17 protein-coding genes and 1 tRNA gene are annotated in these 16,693 nt (G+C 68.9%); 9 read left to right on the top strand and 9 right to left on the bottom strand.

The features are described from left to right. Positions 1–74: 74 nt before the first annotated feature. From AB0L37_RS01395 to pknB, 6 genes are all read left to right on the top strand, one after another. A complete protein-coding gene (locus AB0L37_RS01395; RefSeq protein ID WP_365498263.1) occupies positions 75–917 on the top strand; it encodes a DUF3662 and FHA domain-containing protein in 843 nt (280 codons plus the stop codon). A 10-nt stretch (positions 918–927) separates the two neighbouring features. After that, complete coding sequence (locus tag AB0L37_RS01400) at positions 928–1,446, top strand: FHA domain-containing protein (RefSeq protein ID WP_365498266.1); 519 nt, start codon at positions 928–930, stop codon at positions 1,444–1,446. A gap of 125 nt (positions 1,447–1,571) precedes the next feature. After that, positions 1,572–3,119 carry a Stp1/IreP family PP2C-type Ser/Thr phosphatase gene (locus AB0L37_RS01405; protein WP_365498269.1) on the top strand — a complete coding sequence of 516 codons (1,548 nt, stop codon included), beginning with the start codon at positions 1,572–1,574 and terminating at the stop codon, positions 3,117–3,119. 28 nt (positions 3,120–3,147) lie between these two features. Further along, entirely contained in the window at positions 3,148–4,584 is a 1,437-nt protein-coding gene (locus AB0L37_RS01410; protein ID WP_365498272.1) for an FtsW/RodA/SpoVE family cell cycle protein, read from the top strand. After that, on the top strand, positions 4,581–6,044 hold the full coding sequence (locus AB0L37_RS01415) for a penicillin-binding protein 2 (protein ID WP_365498275.1): 1,464 nt from the start codon (positions 4,581–4,583) through the stop codon (positions 6,042–6,044). Before AB0L37_RS01410 ends, AB0L37_RS01415 begins: the two co-directional genes overlap by 4 nt. A 205-nt stretch (positions 6,045–6,249) precedes the next feature. Beyond that, positions 6,250–8,244, top strand: coding sequence for a Stk1 family PASTA domain-containing Ser/Thr kinase (gene pknB / locus AB0L37_RS01420; RefSeq protein WP_365498278.1), 1,995 nt, complete (start codon positions 6,250–6,252; stop codon positions 8,242–8,244). A gap of 65 nt (positions 8,245–8,309) precedes the next feature. On the opposite strand, the gene AB0L37_RS01425 is transcribed toward pknB, so the two are convergent. Genes AB0L37_RS01425 through AB0L37_RS01450 form a run of 6 tightly spaced genes read right to left on the bottom strand, consistent with a single transcriptional unit; the run spans position 8,310 to position 12,607 of the window. Beyond that, complete coding sequence (locus AB0L37_RS01425; RefSeq protein WP_365498281.1) at positions 8,310–9,044, bottom strand: class E sortase; 735 nt, start codon at positions 9,042–9,044, stop codon at positions 8,310–8,312. Between the two features lie 48 nt (positions 9,045–9,092). After that, on the bottom strand, positions 9,093–10,298 hold the full coding sequence (locus tag AB0L37_RS01430) for a class E sortase (protein ID WP_365498284.1): 1,206 nt from the start codon (positions 10,296–10,298) through the stop codon (positions 9,093–9,095). Then, positions 10,295–10,933: an aminodeoxychorismate/anthranilate synthase component II gene (locus tag AB0L37_RS01435; protein ID WP_365498287.1), complete on the bottom strand. Its 639-nt coding sequence runs from the start codon at positions 10,931–10,933 to the stop codon at positions 10,295–10,297. Before AB0L37_RS01435 ends, AB0L37_RS01430 begins: the two co-directional genes overlap by 4 nt. Beyond that, positions 10,930–11,109 carry a hypothetical protein gene (locus AB0L37_RS01440; RefSeq protein ID WP_338703953.1) on the bottom strand — a complete coding sequence of 60 codons (180 nt, stop codon included), beginning with the start codon at positions 11,107–11,109 and terminating at the stop codon, positions 10,930–10,932. Before AB0L37_RS01440 ends, AB0L37_RS01435 begins: the two co-directional genes overlap by 4 nt. Positions 11,110–11,131: 22 nt before the next feature. After that, positions 11,132–11,827 carry a class E sortase gene (locus AB0L37_RS01445; RefSeq protein ID WP_365498290.1) on the bottom strand — a complete coding sequence of 232 codons (696 nt, stop codon included), beginning with the start codon at positions 11,825–11,827 and terminating at the stop codon, positions 11,132–11,134. Between the two features lie 21 nt (positions 11,828–11,848). Next, positions 11,849–12,607, bottom strand: coding sequence for a DUF881 domain-containing protein (locus AB0L37_RS01450; protein ID WP_365498293.1), 759 nt, complete (start codon positions 12,605–12,607; stop codon positions 11,849–11,851). Between the two features lie 153 nt (positions 12,608–12,760). Between AB0L37_RS01450 and crgA the strand changes: the two genes are divergently transcribed. Further along, positions 12,761–13,018, top strand: coding sequence for a cell division protein CrgA (gene crgA / locus AB0L37_RS01455; RefSeq protein ID WP_338698430.1), 258 nt, complete (start codon positions 12,761–12,763; stop codon positions 13,016–13,018). A gap of 253 nt (positions 13,019–13,271) precedes the next feature. Here crgA and AB0L37_RS01460 read toward each other — a convergent pair whose 3' ends face one another. Next, on the bottom strand, positions 13,272–14,165 hold the full coding sequence (locus AB0L37_RS01460; RefSeq protein ID WP_365498296.1) for a rhomboid family intramembrane serine protease: 894 nt from the start codon (positions 14,163–14,165) through the stop codon (positions 13,272–13,274). A 125-nt stretch (positions 14,166–14,290) separates the two neighbouring features. After that, the gene (locus AB0L37_RS01465) at positions 14,291–14,818 is read right to left on the bottom strand and encodes a peptidylprolyl isomerase (protein ID WP_365498299.1); all 528 of its coding nucleotides are present in this window, start codon (positions 14,816–14,818) and stop codon (positions 14,291–14,293) included. A gap of 283 nt (positions 14,819–15,101) precedes the next feature. Here AB0L37_RS01465 and AB0L37_RS01470 point away from each other — a divergent pair, with 283 nt between their 5' ends. Beyond that, positions 15,102–15,806 (top strand): DUF5324 family protein, encoded by a 705-nt coding sequence (locus tag AB0L37_RS01470; RefSeq protein WP_365499172.1) that lies wholly within the window; start codon positions 15,102–15,104, stop codon positions 15,804–15,806. A 69-nt stretch (positions 15,807–15,875) separates the two neighbouring features. Here the strand turns inward: AB0L37_RS01470 and AB0L37_RS01475 are convergent. Continuing rightward, a tRNA-Ala gene (locus tag AB0L37_RS01475) sits at positions 15,876–15,948 on the bottom strand. 184 nt (positions 15,949–16,132) lie between these two features. Between AB0L37_RS01475 and AB0L37_RS01480 the strand changes: the two genes are divergently transcribed. Beyond that, positions 16,133–16,681 (top strand): DNA-binding protein, encoded by a 549-nt coding sequence (locus AB0L37_RS01480; RefSeq protein ID WP_365498302.1) that lies wholly within the window; start codon positions 16,133–16,135, stop codon positions 16,679–16,681. The last annotated feature ends 12 nt before the right edge of the window (positions 16,682–16,693 follow it).

Genomic DNA, 16,693 nt, shown 5'->3' on the forward strand with positions numbered 1-16,693 from the left:
AAGCAGTACCAAGAAGGCGGCCGCGGCCGCGGCGACAACGGCACGCAGGACGGCTACGAAGGAGGAGGTGCCCCATGGGAGTCCTGAAGAAGTTCGAGCAGCGCCTCGAGGGTCTGGTCAACGGCACCTTCGCCAAGGTCTTCAAGTCCGAGGTGCAGCCCGTCGAGATCGCGGGCGCGCTCCAGCGCGAGTGCGACAACAACGCGACGATCTGGAACCGCGAGCGGACCGTCGTCCCCAACGACTTCATCGTGGAGCTGAGCGCGCCGGACTACGAGCGCCTCAGCCCCTACTCGGGCCAGCTCGGCGACGAGCTGTCCGGGATGGTGCGCGACTACGCGAAGCAGCAGCGCTACTCCTTCATGGGCCCGATCAAGGTGCACCTGGAGAAGGCGGAGGACCTGGACACGGGTCTGTACCGCGTGCGCAGCCGCACCCTCGCGTCGTCCACCAGCCAGCAGCCGAGCGACCGGCCCACCGCGGCCCGGCCCCCGCAGGCACCGGGGGGCTACGGATACCCGCAGCCCGCCGCCGCCGCGCCTCCCATGCCGGCCGCACCGCCGCCCGGCCGCCCGTCCCACGCCCCGTCGCCGCAGCGTCCCGCCGCGTCCCCGGCAGGGCCGCTGCCGGGTGCCCGGATGCGCCACTGGATCGAGATCAACGGCACCCGCCACCAGATCTCCCGGCCCACGCTGGTGCTCGGCAGGTCCACCGAGGCGGACGTGCGGATCGACGACCCCGGCGTCTCGCGCCGGCACTGCGAGATCCGGACCGGTACGCCCTCGACGATCCAGGATCTGGGTTCCACCAACGGGATCGTGGTGGACGGGCAGCACACCACCCGCGCTACGCTCCGCGACGGCTCGCGGATCGTCGTGGGCCAAACCACCATCGTTTATCGGCAAGCCGAAGGGTGAAGCGGGGGCAATGTCAGAGCTGACCCTGACGGTCATGCGGTTGGGTTTCCTGGCCGTTCTGTGGCTGTTCGTGATCGTGGCCGTCCAGGTCATCCGCAGCGACCTGTTCGGCACACGTGTCACGCAGCGCGGCGCGCGCCGCGACGGCGGCCGCCAGCAGCAGGCCGCCCGGCAGGCCGCCGCGCCTCCGCAGCAGCGCCAGCAGCAGTCGGGCGGCGGCCGGCAGCGCCGCGGCGCCCCGACGAAGCTGGTCGTCTCCGAAGGCACCCTCACGGGTACGACGGTGGCGTTGCAGGGGCAGACGATCACGCTCGGCCGCGCGCACGACAGCACGATCGTCCTGGACGACGACTACGCGTCCAGCAGGCACGCCAGGATCTACCCGGACCGGGACGGTCAGTGGATCGTCGAGGACCTCGGGTCCACCAACGGCACGTATCTCGACCGGACCCGGCTCACGACGCCCCAGCCGATCCCGCTGGGCGCACCGATCCGCATCGGCAAGACCGTCATCGAGCTGCGGAAGTAGTGCGACATCATGAATGAGCGGAGCGAGCGAGCCGACGCGGCAGTCCCGGTACCGGGCACCGGCGCGCTCCCGACCGGAGGGTGGGCACCGTGCGGATGTACCCGGAGCCGACGGGCGAGGTGCGCATGAGTCTGTCACTGCGCTTCGCCGCCGGATCGCACAAAGGCATGATCCGCGAGGGCAACGAGGACTCCGGCTACGCCGGTCCGCGGCTGCTCGCGATCGCCGACGGCATGGGCGGCCAGGCCGCCGGTGAGGTCGCCTCGTCCGAGGTGATCTCCACCATCGTCGCGCTCGACGACGACGTGCCCGGGTCGGACATCCTGACCTCGCTCGGCACGGCCGTGCAGCGGGCCAACGACCAGCTCCGCATGATGGTCGAGGAGGACCCGCAGCTGGAGGGCATGGGCACCACGCTCACCGCCCTCCTGTGGACGGGCCAGCGCCTCGGCCTCGTCCACGTCGGTGACTCGCGCGCCTATCTGCTGCGCGACGGCGTGCTCACGCAGATCACGCAGGACCACACGTGGGTGCAGCGCCTCGTCGACGAGGGCCGCATCACCGAGGAGGAAGCCACCACGCACCCGCAGAGGTCCCTCCTCATGCGGGCGCTGGGCAGCGGCGACCACGTCGAGCCGGACCTCTCCATCCGTGAGGTGCGGGCCGGCGACCGGTACCTGATCTGCTCCGACGGCCTGTCCGGCGTCGTCTCCCACCAGACGATGGAGGAGACCCTCGCCAGCTACCAGGGCCCGCAGGAGACGGTCCAGGACCTGATCCAGCTGGCGCTGCGCGGCGGCGGCCCCGACAACATCACCGTGATCATCGCGGACGTCCTCGACATGGACAGCGGGGACACCCTCGCCGGCCAGATGTCGGACGCCCCGGTCATCGTCGGCGCGGTCGCCGAGAACCAGCACCAGCTGCACGACAACGGCTCCATGGACACCCCCGCGGGCCGCGCCTCCGGGCTCGGCCGGCCGGTCCCCGGCCAGGGCGGTGGCGGCGAGTTCGGCCCGCCCGGCAGCGGGGACACCGCCGGCTACGCCCCCGAGGGGGGCTTCGGCGCGTACTCCGACGAGGACTTCGTCAAGCCGCGCCGCGGCCGCAAGTGGTTCAAGAGATCGGCCTACATCGTGCTCGCGCTCGCCGTCATCGGCGGCGGCCTGTACGGCGGTTACCGCTGGACGCAGACGCAGTACTACGTCGGCACGAACAACGACAACGTGGCGCTCTACCGCGGCATCAACCAGGACCTTGCCTGGGTGAGCCTGTCCAAGGTCGAGAAGGACCACCCGGAGATCGAGCTCAAGTACCTGCCGCCGTACCAGCGCAAGCAGGTCGAGGAGACGATCACCGAAGGCGACCTCGCCGCCGCCCAGGACAAGATCGACGAGCTCTCCGCCCAGGCCACCGCCTGCCAGAAGCAGGCCGAGCGGCAGAAGGCCGAGAGCGAGAAGAACGCGAAGACGGGCGAGGGCGAAGCCGGCGGCACGACGACGGGCGGAACCGCGTCCCACGCGTCGTACCGCACGGCGACCACCGCGCCCACGCCGAACCCGTCCAACCCCTCGTCGTCGCCGTCCGGCAAGTCCAAGACCTCTCCCACGCCCACCCCTGGCCCCACTCTCTCCGAGGAAGAGCAGCAGCTGGCCAAGGCGTGCGCCAAGTAGTAAGAGCCGTTGGGGGCCTTTGCACGCCATGAGCAGTCTGAGCAGCAGTTCCACGACCCATACGTCGACCATTGGAGCGATCGGCGCACCGAGCCGGCGCAACACCGAGCTGGCCTTGCTCGTGTTCGCCGTGGTCATCCCGGTGTTCGCGTACGCCAATGTCGGGCTCGCCCTCAACGGCGAGCTGCCCACCGGAATCCTCGGCTACGGCCTGGGCCTCGGCCTGCTCGCAGGCGTCGCCCACATCGTCGTACGGAGATTCGCCGCGTACGCGGACCCGCTGCTGCTGCCGCTGGCCACGCTCCTCAACGGCCTCGGCCTGGTCGTCATCTGGCGGCTCGACCAGTCGGAGCTGCTCCAGTCGATCGGGCAGGCGGGCAGCGCCGCGCCCAAGCAGCTGATGTACACGGCGATCGGCATCGCGCTGTTCATCGTCGTGCTGCTGTTCCTCAAGGACCACCGCGTCCTGCAGCGCTACACGTACATCTCGATGCTCGGCGCGATCGTCCTGCTGCTGCTCCCGCTGGTCCCGGGTCTCGGCGTGAACCTGTACGGCGCCAAGATCTGGATCCACATCGGCTCGTTCTCCATCCAGCCCGGTGAGTTCGCGAAGATCGTTCTCGCGATCTTCTTCGCCGGCTACCTGATGGTGAAGCGGGACGCGCTCGCGCTGGCCTCGCGCCGCTTCATGGGCCTGTACCTGCCGCGCGGCCGCGACCTCGGGCCGATCATCGTCGTCTGGGCGATCTCGATCCTCATCCTCGTCTTCGAGACCGACCTCGGTACGTCGCTGCTGTTCTTCGGAATGTTCGTCATCATGCTGTACGTCGCCACCGAGCGGACCAGCTGGATCGTCTTCGGTCTGCTGATGTCCGCCGTCGGCGCCGTCGGTGTGGCGAGCTTCGAGCCGCACATCCAGCAGCGCGTCGACGCCTGGCTCGACCCGATGAAGGAGTACACGCTCTCCCGCGCGGGCGTCGGCGGCCACTCCGAGCAGGCCATGCAGGCGCTGTGGGCGTTCGGTTCGGGCGGCACCCTCGGCACCGGCTGGGGCCAGGGCCACTCCGAGCTGATCCGGTTCGCCGCCAACTCCGACTTCATCCTCGCCACGTTCGGCGAAGAGCTCGGCCTCGCCGGTCTGATGGCGCTGCTGCTGATCTACGCGCTGATCGTCGAGCGGGGTGTGCGCACCGCGCTCGCGGCCCGCGACCCGTTCGGCAAGCTGCTCGCCGTCGGCCTGTCCGGGGCGTTCGCCCTTCAGGTGTTCGTCGTCGCGGGCGGTGTCATGGGGCTCATCCCGCTCACCGGTATGACGATGCCGTTCCTCGCGTACGGCGGTTCGTCCGTCATCGCGAACTGGGCGCTCATCGGCATCCTCATCCGGATCAGCGACACCGCGCGCCGGCCCGCGCCCAGCCCCACGCCCAGCACCGACGCCGAGATGACCCAGGTGGTTCGACCGTGAACAAGCCCCTGCGCCGGATCGCGATCTTCTGCGGACTCCTGGTCCTGACCCTGCTGATCCGCGACAACTGGCTCCAGTACGTCAAGGCCGACGAGCTCGCCTCCGACGACAACAACCGTCGCGTCACCATCGCCCGCTACTCCACGCCGCGCGGCGACATCATCGTCGACGGCAAGTCGATCACCGGCTCCAAGGCGACGTCCGGCACCGACCTGAAGTACAAGCGGACCTGGAAGAACGGGCCCATGTGGGCGCCCGTCACCGGCTACGCCTCGCAGACCGTCGGCGCCAGCCAGCTCGAGTCCATCGAGGACGGCATCCTCACCGGCAACGACGACCGGCTCTTCTTCCGCAACACCCTGGACATGGTCACGGGCAAGAAGAAGGAGGGCGGCAACGTCGTCACCACCCTCAACGCCAAGGCGCAGAAGGCCGCGTACGACGGCCTGAAGAACCGCGGCAAGGGTGCCGTCGCCGCCATCGAGCCGTCCACCGGCAAGATCCTCGCGCTCGCCTCGACCCCGTCGTACGACCCCTCGGTCTTCGCCGGCAACTCCATCAAGGAGGGCAAGACCTTCTCCCAGCTCGACAAGGACAAGGACAAGCCGCTCCTCAACCGGGCGCTGCGCGAGACGTACCCGCCGGGTTCGACGTTCAAGCTGGTCACGGCCGCGGCGGCGCTGGAGAGCGGCGAGTACGACCCGGACGAGAAGACGCAGACGCCCCTGCCGTGGACCATGCCGGGCACCACCACGCCGCTGAAGAACGAAGGCAACATCCCTTGTGAGGACGCGACGCTGCGCGTCGCCCTGAAGGTCTCCTGCAACACCGTCTTCGGCAAGATCGGCTCCGACCTCGGCAACGAGAAGATGGTCGAGGAGGCCGAGAAGTTCGGCTTCAACAAGGAGCAGTTCGTCCCGGTCCGCTCGAACGCGTCGAACTTCGACGACGACATGAACCCCTCGCAGACCGCGCTGTCCTCCATCGGCCAGTACAACACCGCGGCCACCCCGCTCCAGATGGCCATGGTCGCCTCCGCGATCGCGAACAACGGCACCCTCATGGAGCCGTACATGGTCGACGAACTCAAGGCCTCGAACCTCGACACCATCGAGAAGACCGAGCCCAAGGAGATGAGCAAGCCGCTCTCCGAGGAGAACGCGCAGAAGCTCCAGTCGATGATGGAGACGGTCGTCAACGACCCGGGCGGCACGGGCTCCAACGCCAAGATCGACGGCGTCACCGTCGGCGGCAAGACCGGTACCGCCCAGCACGGCGTCGACAACAGCGAGAAGCCGTACGCCTGGTTCGTCAGCTACGCCAAGACGTCGTCCGGATCCCCCGTCGCCGTCGCCGTGGTCGTCGAGGACAGTGCCGCGAGCCGTCAGGACATCTCCGGTGGCGGCCTCGCCGCCCCCATCGCGCGCGACGTGATGAAGGCGGTCCTCGACAGCAAGTAAAGGCGTACGAGAGACGGGGTTCACCACACCATGTGAGCCCCGTCACCCGTTCTTCACATAGACGCACGTGGCGATACCGGTCCTGTCACGGCTCCCGGTGGTGGCCAGGTCACGCTGGGCAAGGCGGGTACGGTATGCCCGGACAGCACACCGCCCGACCCCGCACGGGACGGTCGGGACCGACGGAGAGGGCTGGTAGGTAACCATGGAAGAGCCGCGTCGCCTGGGCGGCCGGTACGAGCTGGGCCAGGTGCTCGGCCGTGGTGGCATGGCCGAGGTCTACCTCGCGCACGACACCCGGCTCGGCCGCACCGTGGCGGTGAAGACGCTGCGGGTGGACCTCGCACGCGACCCGTCGTTCCAGGCCCGGTTCCGCCGGGAGGCCCAGTCGGCCGCCTCGCTCAACCATCCCGCGATCGTGGCGGTCTACGACACGGGCGAGGACTACGTCGACCAGGTCTCCATCCCGTACATCGTGATGGAGTACGTCGACGGCTCGACGCTGCGCGAGCTCCTGCACTCCGGGCGCAAGCTGCTGCCCGAGCGCGCCATGGAGATGACCGTCGGCATCCTCCAGGCCCTGGAGTACTCGCACCGGGCCGGCATCGTCCACCGCGACATCAAGCCCGCCAACGTCATGCTGACCCGCACCGGCCAGGTGAAGGTCATGGACTTCGGCATCGCCCGCGCGATGGGCGACGCCGGCATGACGATGACGCAGACCGCGGCCGTCATCGGCACCGCCCAGTACCTCTCGCCCGAGCAGGCCAAGGGCGAGCAGGTCGACGCCCGCTCCGACCTGTACTCGACGGGCTGTCTGCTCTACGAACTGCTCACCGTGCGGCCGCCGTTCGTCGGCGACTCCCCGGTCGCGGTCGCCTACCAGCACGTACGGGAAGAGGCGCAGCCCCCGTCGGTCTTCGACGGCGAGATCACGCCCGAGATGGACGCCATCGTCCTCAAGGCGCTCACCAAGGACCCCGACTACCGCTACCAGTCGGCCGACGAGATGCGCGCCGACATCGAGGCCTGCCTCGACGGCCAGCCCGTCGCCGCCACCGCCGCCATGGGGGCGGTCGGCTACGGCGGCCACCCGGACGACCAGCAGACGGCGATGCTGCGCCCGCAGAACGGCGCGGCACCGACGTCGATGCTGCCCCCGGTCAACCCGGACGACGGCGGCTACGGCTACGACGACCGCCCCGACCGGCGCCGCCAGGGCAAGAGCCACACGTCGACGATCCTGCTCGTGGTCGCGGGCATCCTGGTCCTGGTCGGGGCGATCCTGATCGGCAAGTGGGTGTTCAGCGGCAACGGCTCCGCCGACGAGACGTTCAAGGCCCCGAACTTCGTCGGCAAGACGGTCGACGAGGCCAAGGGCATGGCCGCCAACCGCGACCTCACGATCGACGTCGGCAAGTCCGAGCCCTGCGAGAAGTACCCCAAGGGCCAGATCTGCTCCCAGACCCCGTCGGCGGGCACCGAGGTCAAGAAGAACGACACCGTCACGGTGACGGTCTCCACCGGCGCCCCGAAGGTCGCCGTTCCGGATGTGACGGGCCTGTCGTACGACGCCGCCGTCTCGGAGCTCAGCAACAAGGGCTTCGACAACATCACGAAGAAGACCGAGGAATCGGAGCGCTCGGCGGGCAAGGTCATCGACCAGGACCCCGCGGGCGACACCAAGGTCGAGACCGGCACCGAGATCACGCTGACCGTCGCCAAGAAGAAGGCGACCGTCACGGTCCCCGACGTCTCGGGCGGCAACCTCAACTGCGACCAGGCGAAGCAGCAGCTCCAGGCCAGCAACCTGAAGGGCAACTGCACCGAGGTGGAGAGCACCGAGGCCGACCCCGGCATGGTGTTCTCGCAGTCCCTGGACGCGGGCAGCGACGCCGAGCCGGGCTCCACGGTCCAGTTGCAGGTCGCCAAGGCGGCCGCGCAGACGCCCGTACCGAGCGTCGTCGGCCAGACGGTGAAGGACGCGAAGAAGATGCTCCAGGACGCCGGCTTCAAGAACATCCAGTTCGCCGAGGGCAGCGACCAGAGCGACCAGGCCCGCGTCGCCATCCAGGACCCGGCCGGCAACACCCCGTCCGACCCGGCGAATACCACGGTCACCCTGACCACGGTCAACGCCGGCGGGAACAACAACGGCGGCAACGACAACGGCGGTCTCTTCGGCGGCCTCGGCGGCTGACCGCCCGTCACCGCTCATGAAGGAGCCCCGGTCCCGCGAGGGGCCGGGGCTCCTTCATGAGTGCCCTACCGCAGTTCCTTCGGCGGCGTCCGGTCGCCGTTCACCTTCTCGACGCGCTCCAGCTCGCCCCACACCACGTACCGGTAGCGCGAGGTGTAGACGGGCGTGCAGGTCGTCAGGGTGATGTACTTCCCCGGCTTCTTCCTGCCGGACTCCTCGGGCACCGAGTCCAGCACGTCCACGTTGTACTTCGAGGTCTCCGGGAGGATGTCGTAGACCTTGTAGACGTACCAGTCGTCCTTCGACTCGAAGACGATCGGGTCGCCCTTCTTGATCTTGTCGATGTTGTGGAACTTGGCGCCGTGCCCGTCCCGGTGGGCCGCCAGCGTGAAGTTGCCGTCCTTGCCCGTCGTCGGCAGCGTCGCCTTCGCGGGGTCCGTGTAGTAGCCGGCCACCCCGTCGTTGAGCACCTTCGACGACGTGCCCTTCTCGACCAGCACCTCGCCCTTGCTCATCGCCGGTACGTGCAGGAACCCGATGCCGTCCTTCGTGTCGAGCGCGCCGGGCCCGTCGTCCTGCGTCCAGTGGTCGCGGACCTTGTCGCCCTGCTTATGCGCGGCGCGGTCGGCCACGACGTTCGTCCACCACAGCGAGTACACGACGAACAGGCCGAGGATCAGGCCCGCGGTGATGAGGAGTTCGCCGAAGACGCTGACGGCCGTCGCGATCCTTCCGCGGCGGGGCGGGGGCGAGGGGGCCTTCGGCTCGGCCGCTTCCTCGTGGTCGGTCGTCGCTGCCACTGCGTGTTGCCCCGTCCCTGTGCCGTACTGCCCGCTGCCGGTGGTCGCTTACTCGACGAGCGCGTCCGGCTTCCCCTTGCTGCGCGGCCGCTCCTCGACCATCTTGCCCCAGACGATCATTCGATACGTACTGGTGAATTCCGGCGTACAGGTCGTCAGGGTGATGTAACGGCCCGCCTTGGTGAATCCGGAACCCGCGGGGACCGGGTTGATCACCGAGGTGTTCGACGGCGGTGTCTGCGGCAGGATGCTCGACATCTTGTACACGTAGTAGGTGTCCTGCGTCTCGACGACGATCGGATCGCCCGGCTGGAGACGGTTGATGTAACGGAACGGCTCGCCATGGGTGTTGCGGTGTCCGGCGAGCGCGAAGTTGCCCTTCTTCGCGTCGGGCATCGCGGTCGGGATGCTGTCCTTGCCGTAGTGCCCGACCATGCCCTTGTCGAGGACCTTCGTCTTGCTGATGCCCTCGGCGATCGGCACGACGACGTCCAGCTTCGGTATGTAGAGGATCGCGAAGCCCTGCCCGGGCTCGAACGTGCCCGGCTTGCCCTTGCCGCTCGCCCAGTCGTCCTCGAGGTGGTGCCGGGCGCTGCCCGCAAGATTGTGGGCCCGTATGTTCGACCACCAGAGCTGGTAGGTGACGAACAGCAGCATCAACACCCCGATGCTGATGAAGACTTCGCCGATCGCACGGCTCGCGATCACCCCCGCGGAGGGCTTGGCCGCGCGCGCCGCCCGCCGTGCCTCGACGCGGGACAGCGGCTTTCCTTCGCCGCTCGTGCCCGTACGTGTGCCCGCGGTCCGCGCGGGCTCCGCGTGGCGCCCTCCGCCCCGCTTGGCGGCCCTGCGCCGCTCGGCACGGCCTCCGGTGACGGCCGGGGCCCCGGGCTCGCTCCTGGGCTCCGGATCGGCTGTTCGGCGGGTGTCCGCGGTGCGCAGCGCGACGGTCTCGTCGTCCCGTACGGGAGCCACGTGAGTTACGGGGATCACGGGAGTCTCGGCGGGGCTGGGCCGAACGGGCTCCTGCGGCGCCGCGGCGCCCCCCGCGTACCAGTCCTGCGCGTACCCCTCGGGGTCGTACCACTCCGGTTCCGGTTCGACCCGCCGCGGCGGCTCGGGCGCCGCCCCCTCCGCCCGGAACCACGGCGACGGGTGCTGCCCCGGCAACGGATCGCTCAACGGGTCGTCGAGCCGGCCCACGGCCTCCTCGAACCCGCCGGCGCCATCCTGTTCGGGGCGCAGCGCGGTCACGCCGAGGCCCTGCCCACGACGGGCGCGAGCCCCGCCGATCTGGCCACCGCGCCCGTGTCCCCGCACTCCACCAGCCAGTTGGCGAGCATCAGGTGCCCGTGCTCGGTGAGCACCGACTCCGGGTGGAACTGGACGCCCTCCACCGGCAGTTCACGGTGGCGCAGGCCCATGATGATGCCGTCCTCGGTCCGCGCGGTGACCTCGAGCGCGTCCGGTACGGTGCCGGGCTCGGCGGCCAGCGAGTGGTAGCGGGTCGCGGTGAACGGGTCGGGCAGTCCGGCGAAGACGCCCTTGCCCTCGTGCCGCACCAGCGACGTCTTGCCGTGCAGCAGCTCCGGCGCCCGGTCCACCACACCCCCGTACGCGACCTGCATCGACTGCATGCCGAGGCAGACGCCGAAGACGGGCACCCCGGTCGCCGCGCAGTGCCGCACCATGTCGACGCAGACACCGGCCTGTTCGGGAGCGCCGGGACCCGGGCTGAGCAGCACGCCGTCGAAGCCGTCCTGCGCATGGGCCGTGCTCACCTCGTCGTTGCGCAGCACCTCGCACTCGGCACCCAGCTGGTACAGGTACTGGACGAGGTTGAAGACGAAGCTGTCGTAGTTGTCGACAACGAGAATGCGCGCGCTCACTGGCCGTCCACCGTCACATCGTTGAAGGGGAGCAGCGGCTCGGCCCACGGGAAGACGTACTGGAAGAGGACGTACACGACAGCGAGGACGAGCAGCAACGAGATCAGTGCCCTCACCCACGCGTTCCCCGGCAGATGCCGCCAGATCCAGCCGTACATGCCGGTCGCTCCCTCCACACTGTCTGCGTACGCCACCAGACTAACGGCGCAGGGCCTCCGGTTTCCCGGCCTCCACAGGCTGAGTGGAATCAAGGTGTGCCCAGACGATCAGCCGGTGGCTGTGGCCCCACTCCGGCTCACAGGTCGTCAGGGTCAGATAGCGGCCCGGCTCCTGGTACCCGGACCTGCGCGGCACGGGGTCGATGACCGCGACATCGCTGGGCAGCGTCTTGTACGGCTTGGTGTCGATGACGTACGTGAACCAGGTCGTCCCGTCGGTGAGGACCACGTCGTCGCCGGGCCGCAGCCTGGGGAAGTCCTTGAACGGGTCGCCGTAGGTCCGCCGGTGCCCGGCCACCGCGAAGTTCCCCTTCTGCCCGAGCTGGGCGGTGCCCTCGTAGTGCCCGAGCCCCTTCTTCAGGGTGCCGACCTCGGTGTCCTCGAGCACGGGCTTGTTCCACGTGAAACCAAGCCGCGGGATGTACATGACGGCGAACGGCTTCCCGTCCTCGTACGCGGCCGGCTTCGGCGGCGACGGATCCGTCGTGTCCGTCCCGCCCGGCCGGGCGCCGGCCACCGGTCTCTTCGCCCACTGGTCCTGGAGGTCGTCGATCTGGTGGTCCATCGCGCTGTCGGCCTTCACCCCGGTCCAGAACAGCACGTACACGACGAACAGCACGATCAGGGCGCCGACGGTGATGCACAGCTCGCTGAACGTCCGGACGACGACTCGCACCGGCACCCCCCGGTGTCCGCTTTACGGCATGGGCTTCGCGTAGTGGAGATCCACTGTGCCCGAGTAACCGGGAAGAGTCACCGCCCCGTCCTCCTCGACTTTCCAGCCGAGCCCGTACGCGTTGACGTAGAGCATGTAGTTCTGGATCTCCGGGGACGCCGCGACGGCCCTCTGCAACTTCTCCGGGTCGCCGACCGCGGTGATCTTGTACGGGGGCGAGTAGACGCGGCCCTGGAGGATCAGGGTGTTGCCGACGCAGCGCACGGCGGACGTGGAGATGAGCCGCTGGTCCATGACCTTGATGCCCTTGGCGCCGCCCTGCCACAGGGCGTTCACCACGGCCTGGAGGTCCTGCTGGTGGATGACGAGGTCGTTGGGCTGCGGCTCGGGGTAGCCGGGGAGCTTGGCGACGGCGTTCGGCGGGGCGTCGTCGAGGGTGACCGAGACGGCCTGCCCCTTGAGCTTCTTCGTCCCCGAGGCCTCTTCGAGAGCGTCCAGCTTCTCGTCCTCGGCCTTGGTGGACCCGTCGTCCCGCTCGGCGAAGGCCTCGACATCGTCCCGGACTCCGCTGTTGGCCTCTTCCAGTTCCTTGTTCTTGTGGCTGCGCTCCTGAATGAGGTCGGAGAGCTTCAAAAGGGACGCATCCGTACGGATATTGGTGCCCTTGGCCGTATTGAAACTGGTGAAGAAGATGAGCCCCGCGAGGGCGAAAACGCCCACAGTGAGCACGCGCACCGGTCGGAAGCGCCCGCTCTTGTCAGGGTCGGCAGAATTGCTCAACGTACCCTTATCTCCTTCGACGCCGCGGAAGCACTACGCTAACGGACGCCCGGGGGAGCGCCGGGTTTCCCCGGAACTTCGCCTTGTACGCTGCTCCGGAGCCAGCCCACGTCCCCTGCGCGGCCACGCAGCGCATCGACAGGAGAGACCCTCGTGCCGAAGTCACGTATCCGCAAGAAGGCCGATTACACGCCGCCGCCCGCCTCGAAGCAGGCAGCCAACATCAAGCTGACCAATCGCGGCTGGGTGGCCCCGGTGATGCTCGCGATGTTCCTCATCGGACTCGCCTGGATCGTCGTCTTCTACGTGACCGACGGCTCCCTGCCGCTCGACTCGCTCGGCAACTGGAACATCGTGGTCGGCTTCGGCTTCATCGCCGCCGGCTTCGGTGTCTCCACGCAGTGGAAGTAGCTCTGCCCCAAGCTATCCACTGAGTTATCCACAGCACTTTCCACAGTGGGGAAAAGGTCGGAAGATCTGTGGATAACCCTCTCCGTGTTGACGCCGGTGTGACCGGTCAGGTCACGCTCGACCATCTGTTCGCCCCTTGCCCTTCCTGGGAAAACCCAGGTCAGTGACAAGGGGCACAGTTGTTCCCGACGGCATGCACAAGATCCGGCACCCGCTGTGGACAACGCCGCTCACCATCGGTGGAGAACCGAGCTCAAGTGAGCTGCGAGGTCCGTACGAAGACGGTGACGATCACCGCGAGCAGCACCACCGCACAGGTCCCGTACTGCACGAGTGAGCGGCGCTCCCGGGGGGCGTGGACCATGGCGTACCCGACGACGAGCCCGGCAACGAGGCCGCCGATGTGGGCCTGCCACGAGATGCCGCCCCAGGTGAAGGTGAACAGCAGGTTCAGCGCGAGCAGGGCGATGACCGGCCGCATGTCGTAGTTGAGGCGCCGCATCAGCACGGCGGTGGCACCCAGGAGCCCGAAGATGGCGCCCGAGGCCCCCAGCGTCGACGTGCTCGGGCTGCTGAAGGCGTACGCCAGGGCGCTACCCGCGAGCCCGGACACCATGTAGAGCGCGATGTAGCGCGCACGCCCGAGCGCCTGTTCCAGCGGCCCGCCGACCCACCACAGGCTGAGCATGTTGAACGCGATGTGCCACACCTCGTTGTGGGTGAACACCGACGTCACCAGGCGATACCACTCGCCACCTGCCACGCCCTGGTTCGGAACATACGGAGCGGGCGGCCATGCGCCCACCAGCACAAGGTGATCCAGCAGCGTGTCGCTCACGTGAACCGCGATGAACACGGCCACGTTGAGGGCGATCAGCACCTTCGTGACCAGCCGCGGGTCCGCCGCGACCGCACCCCCCGCCATCGTCCGCGGCTGATTCGCGCTCGCCGCGTGCCCCGTCCCCGACCCGCCCCGCACGCACTCCGGGCACTGGAACCCGACCGACGCGCTGACCATGCACTCCGGGCAGATGGGCCGCTCGCACCGGGTGCAGCGCACGCCCGTCGGCCGGTCGGGGTGCCGGTAGCAGCCGGGCAGGCCCTGCGGCCCTTGAGGTTCCTGCGGGCTGCCGGGCGCCTGGTCCATGGCGGTTGTCCCCTCGGGTGGAGCGGTCTCGTACGTCGGTGTACGCGGAGGTCGGCGCCGCGCGGACAACGCGCCGCCCCGCCCATCCTTACGGACGAGCGGGGCGATTTGGTTCCCTTGGGCGCTTAACGGGTCTGGATGACCACCGACTCGATCACCACGTCGTTGACGGGGCGGTCGGTGCGCGGGTTGGTCTGCGTCGTGGCGATGGCGTCCACGACCTTCTGGCTGGCGTCGTCGACGACCTCGCCGAAGATCGTGTGCTTGCGCGTCAGCCAGGCCGTGGTCGAGACGGTGATGAAGAACTGCGAGCCGTTCGTGCCCGGGCCCGCGTTGGCCATGGCCAGCAGGTACGGCTTGGTGAAGGCGAGATCGGGGTGGAACTCGTCCTCGAACTGGTAGCCGGGACCGCCGGTGCCGTTCCCCAGCGGGTCACCGCCCTGGATCATGAAGCCGCCGATCACCCGGTGGAAGACCGTGCCGTCGTAGAGCGGGGCCGTGGTCTTCTCGCCGGACTCCGGGTTGGTCCACTCACGCTCGCCCTTGGCGAGCTCCACGAAGTTCTTGACCGTCTTGGGCGCGTGGTTCGGCAGCAGCCGGACCTCGATGTCGCCCTGGTTGGTCCTGAGAGTGGCGTACAGCTGCTCGGCCACGATCTGCCTTCCGTTGTCTTCGGTGCTCTTCCGATCCTCGCACGGCCCCGGGAAGGTCCAGGGGTTTCAGCCGCCGAAATCCGGTCTACTCGGCACCGGAGAGGCGCGCCCCGCCACGATCCGTGGCATTGTCGTCGCCAAGCCCCTTTACCACCTGTTAGCCCCCTATTAAGGCCTACCGATCCTTACCAAGCCGTACCACCGCATTGGCGCTTCCGGCAGGCATGATCCGTAAAAGGGTGGAAAGGTGAACAACCTGTACGCCACCGAGGAGGAGGATCCCGTGACCCGCATCGACAGCGTGCGCGCCGCGACCGGCTCGGCGAAGGACAGCGTGCTGCACGCCGCGGAAGTGGTGGCGCCTTACGCCGAGACGGCCAAGGACCGGGCGGCTGAGTACGCGCACGAGGCCCGGGTCGCCCTCGGCCCCAAGGTCTCGCAGGCCGCCCAGCAGGCGCGCGCCCAGTACGACGCCCGTCTCGCGCCGCGTCTTGAACAGGCACGCACCCACGTCCCGCCGAAGGTCGACCACGCCGCGCACGAGGCGGCGGTCCGTACCCGCAAGGCCGCGCAGCAGGCCGCCGCGTACTCGAAGCCGCGCATCGAGCAGGCCGTGGCCGCGGCCGGTCCGGTACGCGACGAAGCCGCGGCCCGCAGCATCGCGGCGGTCGCGGCGCTGCGCGGACAGGTCTCCCCGAAGGAGATCCAGAAGCTGGCCCGCAAGCACCAGCGCCGGGCCCGCGTCGGCCGGCTGGCCAAGGGCCTGGCCGTCGTCGGCATCCTGGCCGGTGGCGCTTTCGCCGCGTGGAAGTGGTGGGACAAGCAGGCCAACCCGGACTGGCTGGTCGAGCCCCCGGCCGCCACCGAGGTCCCGGACAGCGCCCCGCTGACCTCGGTCGACGGCAGCGCTCAGGCCTCGCTCGACCCGGAGGTGCAGGCCAAGCAGGCGGAGGCCGAGGCGGACAGCGGCTCGGACGAGAAGCACTGACGCACCGCCCCGTAAACCTGACGAAGCCCCTCTGACCAGGGAGAACCTGGTCAGAGGGGCTTCGGTTTGTGGAGCCTAGGAGATTCGAACTCCTGACATCTGCCTTGCAAAGGCAGCGCTCTACCAACTGAGCTAAGGCCCCGAAAACGACGCTCCCACCGGAGGAATCACACTCCGGGTGAGCACCGCACACCAGAGTACCGGGTCATCCCCCCGATCCTGCAAAAGGATTGGGGGTCCCGGCGGGCGACCACTCTCCGTAAGATGCCCCACGGTGCTTCGCGGCAGCGAAGGCACCGTACTTGGGGAAGCGATGGGGAGACGCAATGGACGCCGCACAGCAGGAAGCGACCGCAAGAGCACGGGAGCTCCAGCGGAACTGGTACGGGGAGCCGCTGGGGGCGCTCTTCCGTCGGCTGATCGAGGACCTCGGCCTCAACCAGGCCCGCCTGGCGGGTGTGCTCGGCCTGTCCGCGCCCATGCTGTCCCAGCTGATGAGCGGTCAGCGCGCCAAGATCGGCAACCCCGCGGTGGTGCAGCGCGTGCAGCTGTTGCAGGACCTGGCGGGGCAGGTCGCCGACGGCAGCGTCAGCGCGGCCGAGGCCACCGAGCGCATGGACGAGATCAAGAAGTCGCAGGGCGGTTCCGTGCTCACCAACACCGGCCAGACGTCGACGAGTTCGGGCGCTCCCACGGTCAAGCGCGTGGTGCGTGAGATCCAGTCGCTGCTGCGCTCCGTCGCGGCGGCGGGCGACATCATCGAGGCCGCGGACTCCCTCGCCCCGTCGCACCCGGAGCTGGCAGAGTTCCTCCGGGTGTACGGCGCCGGGCGCACGTCCGACGCGGTCGCCCACTACCAGGCGCACCAGAGCTGACCGCCGCTCTGG

Origin of the sequence: Streptomyces sp. NPDC052225, from assembly GCF_040679615.1 — a bacterium.
Lineage (GTDB): Bacteria > Actinomycetota > Actinomycetes > Streptomycetales > Streptomycetaceae > Streptomyces.

Excerpts from the sequence above, each read along its gene's own strand:
- AB0L37_RS01395 (WP_365498263.1), top strand. The coding sequence starts at position 75 with ATGGGAGTCCTGAAGAAGTTCGAGCAGCGCCTCGAGGGTCTGGTCAAC.
- AB0L37_RS01400 (WP_365498266.1), top strand. The coding sequence starts at position 928 with ATGTCAGAGCTGACCCTGACGGTCATGCGGTTGGGTTTCCTGGCCGTT.
- AB0L37_RS01405 (WP_365498269.1), top strand. The coding sequence starts at position 1,572 with ATGAGTCTGTCACTGCGCTTCGCCGCCGGATCGCACAAAGGCATGATC.
- AB0L37_RS01410 (WP_365498272.1), top strand. The coding sequence starts at position 3,148 with ATGAGCAGTCTGAGCAGCAGTTCCACGACCCATACGTCGACCATTGGA.
- pknB (WP_365498278.1), top strand. The coding sequence starts at position 6,250 with ATGGAAGAGCCGCGTCGCCTGGGCGGCCGGTACGAGCTGGGCCAGGTG.
- AB0L37_RS01460 (WP_365498296.1), bottom strand. The coding sequence starts at position 14,165 with ATGGACCAGGCGCCCGGCAGCCCGCAGGAACCTCAAGGGCCGCAGGGC.
- AB0L37_RS01480 (WP_365498302.1), top strand. The coding sequence starts at position 16,133 with ATGGACGCCGCACAGCAGGAAGCGACCGCAAGAGCACGGGAGCTCCAG.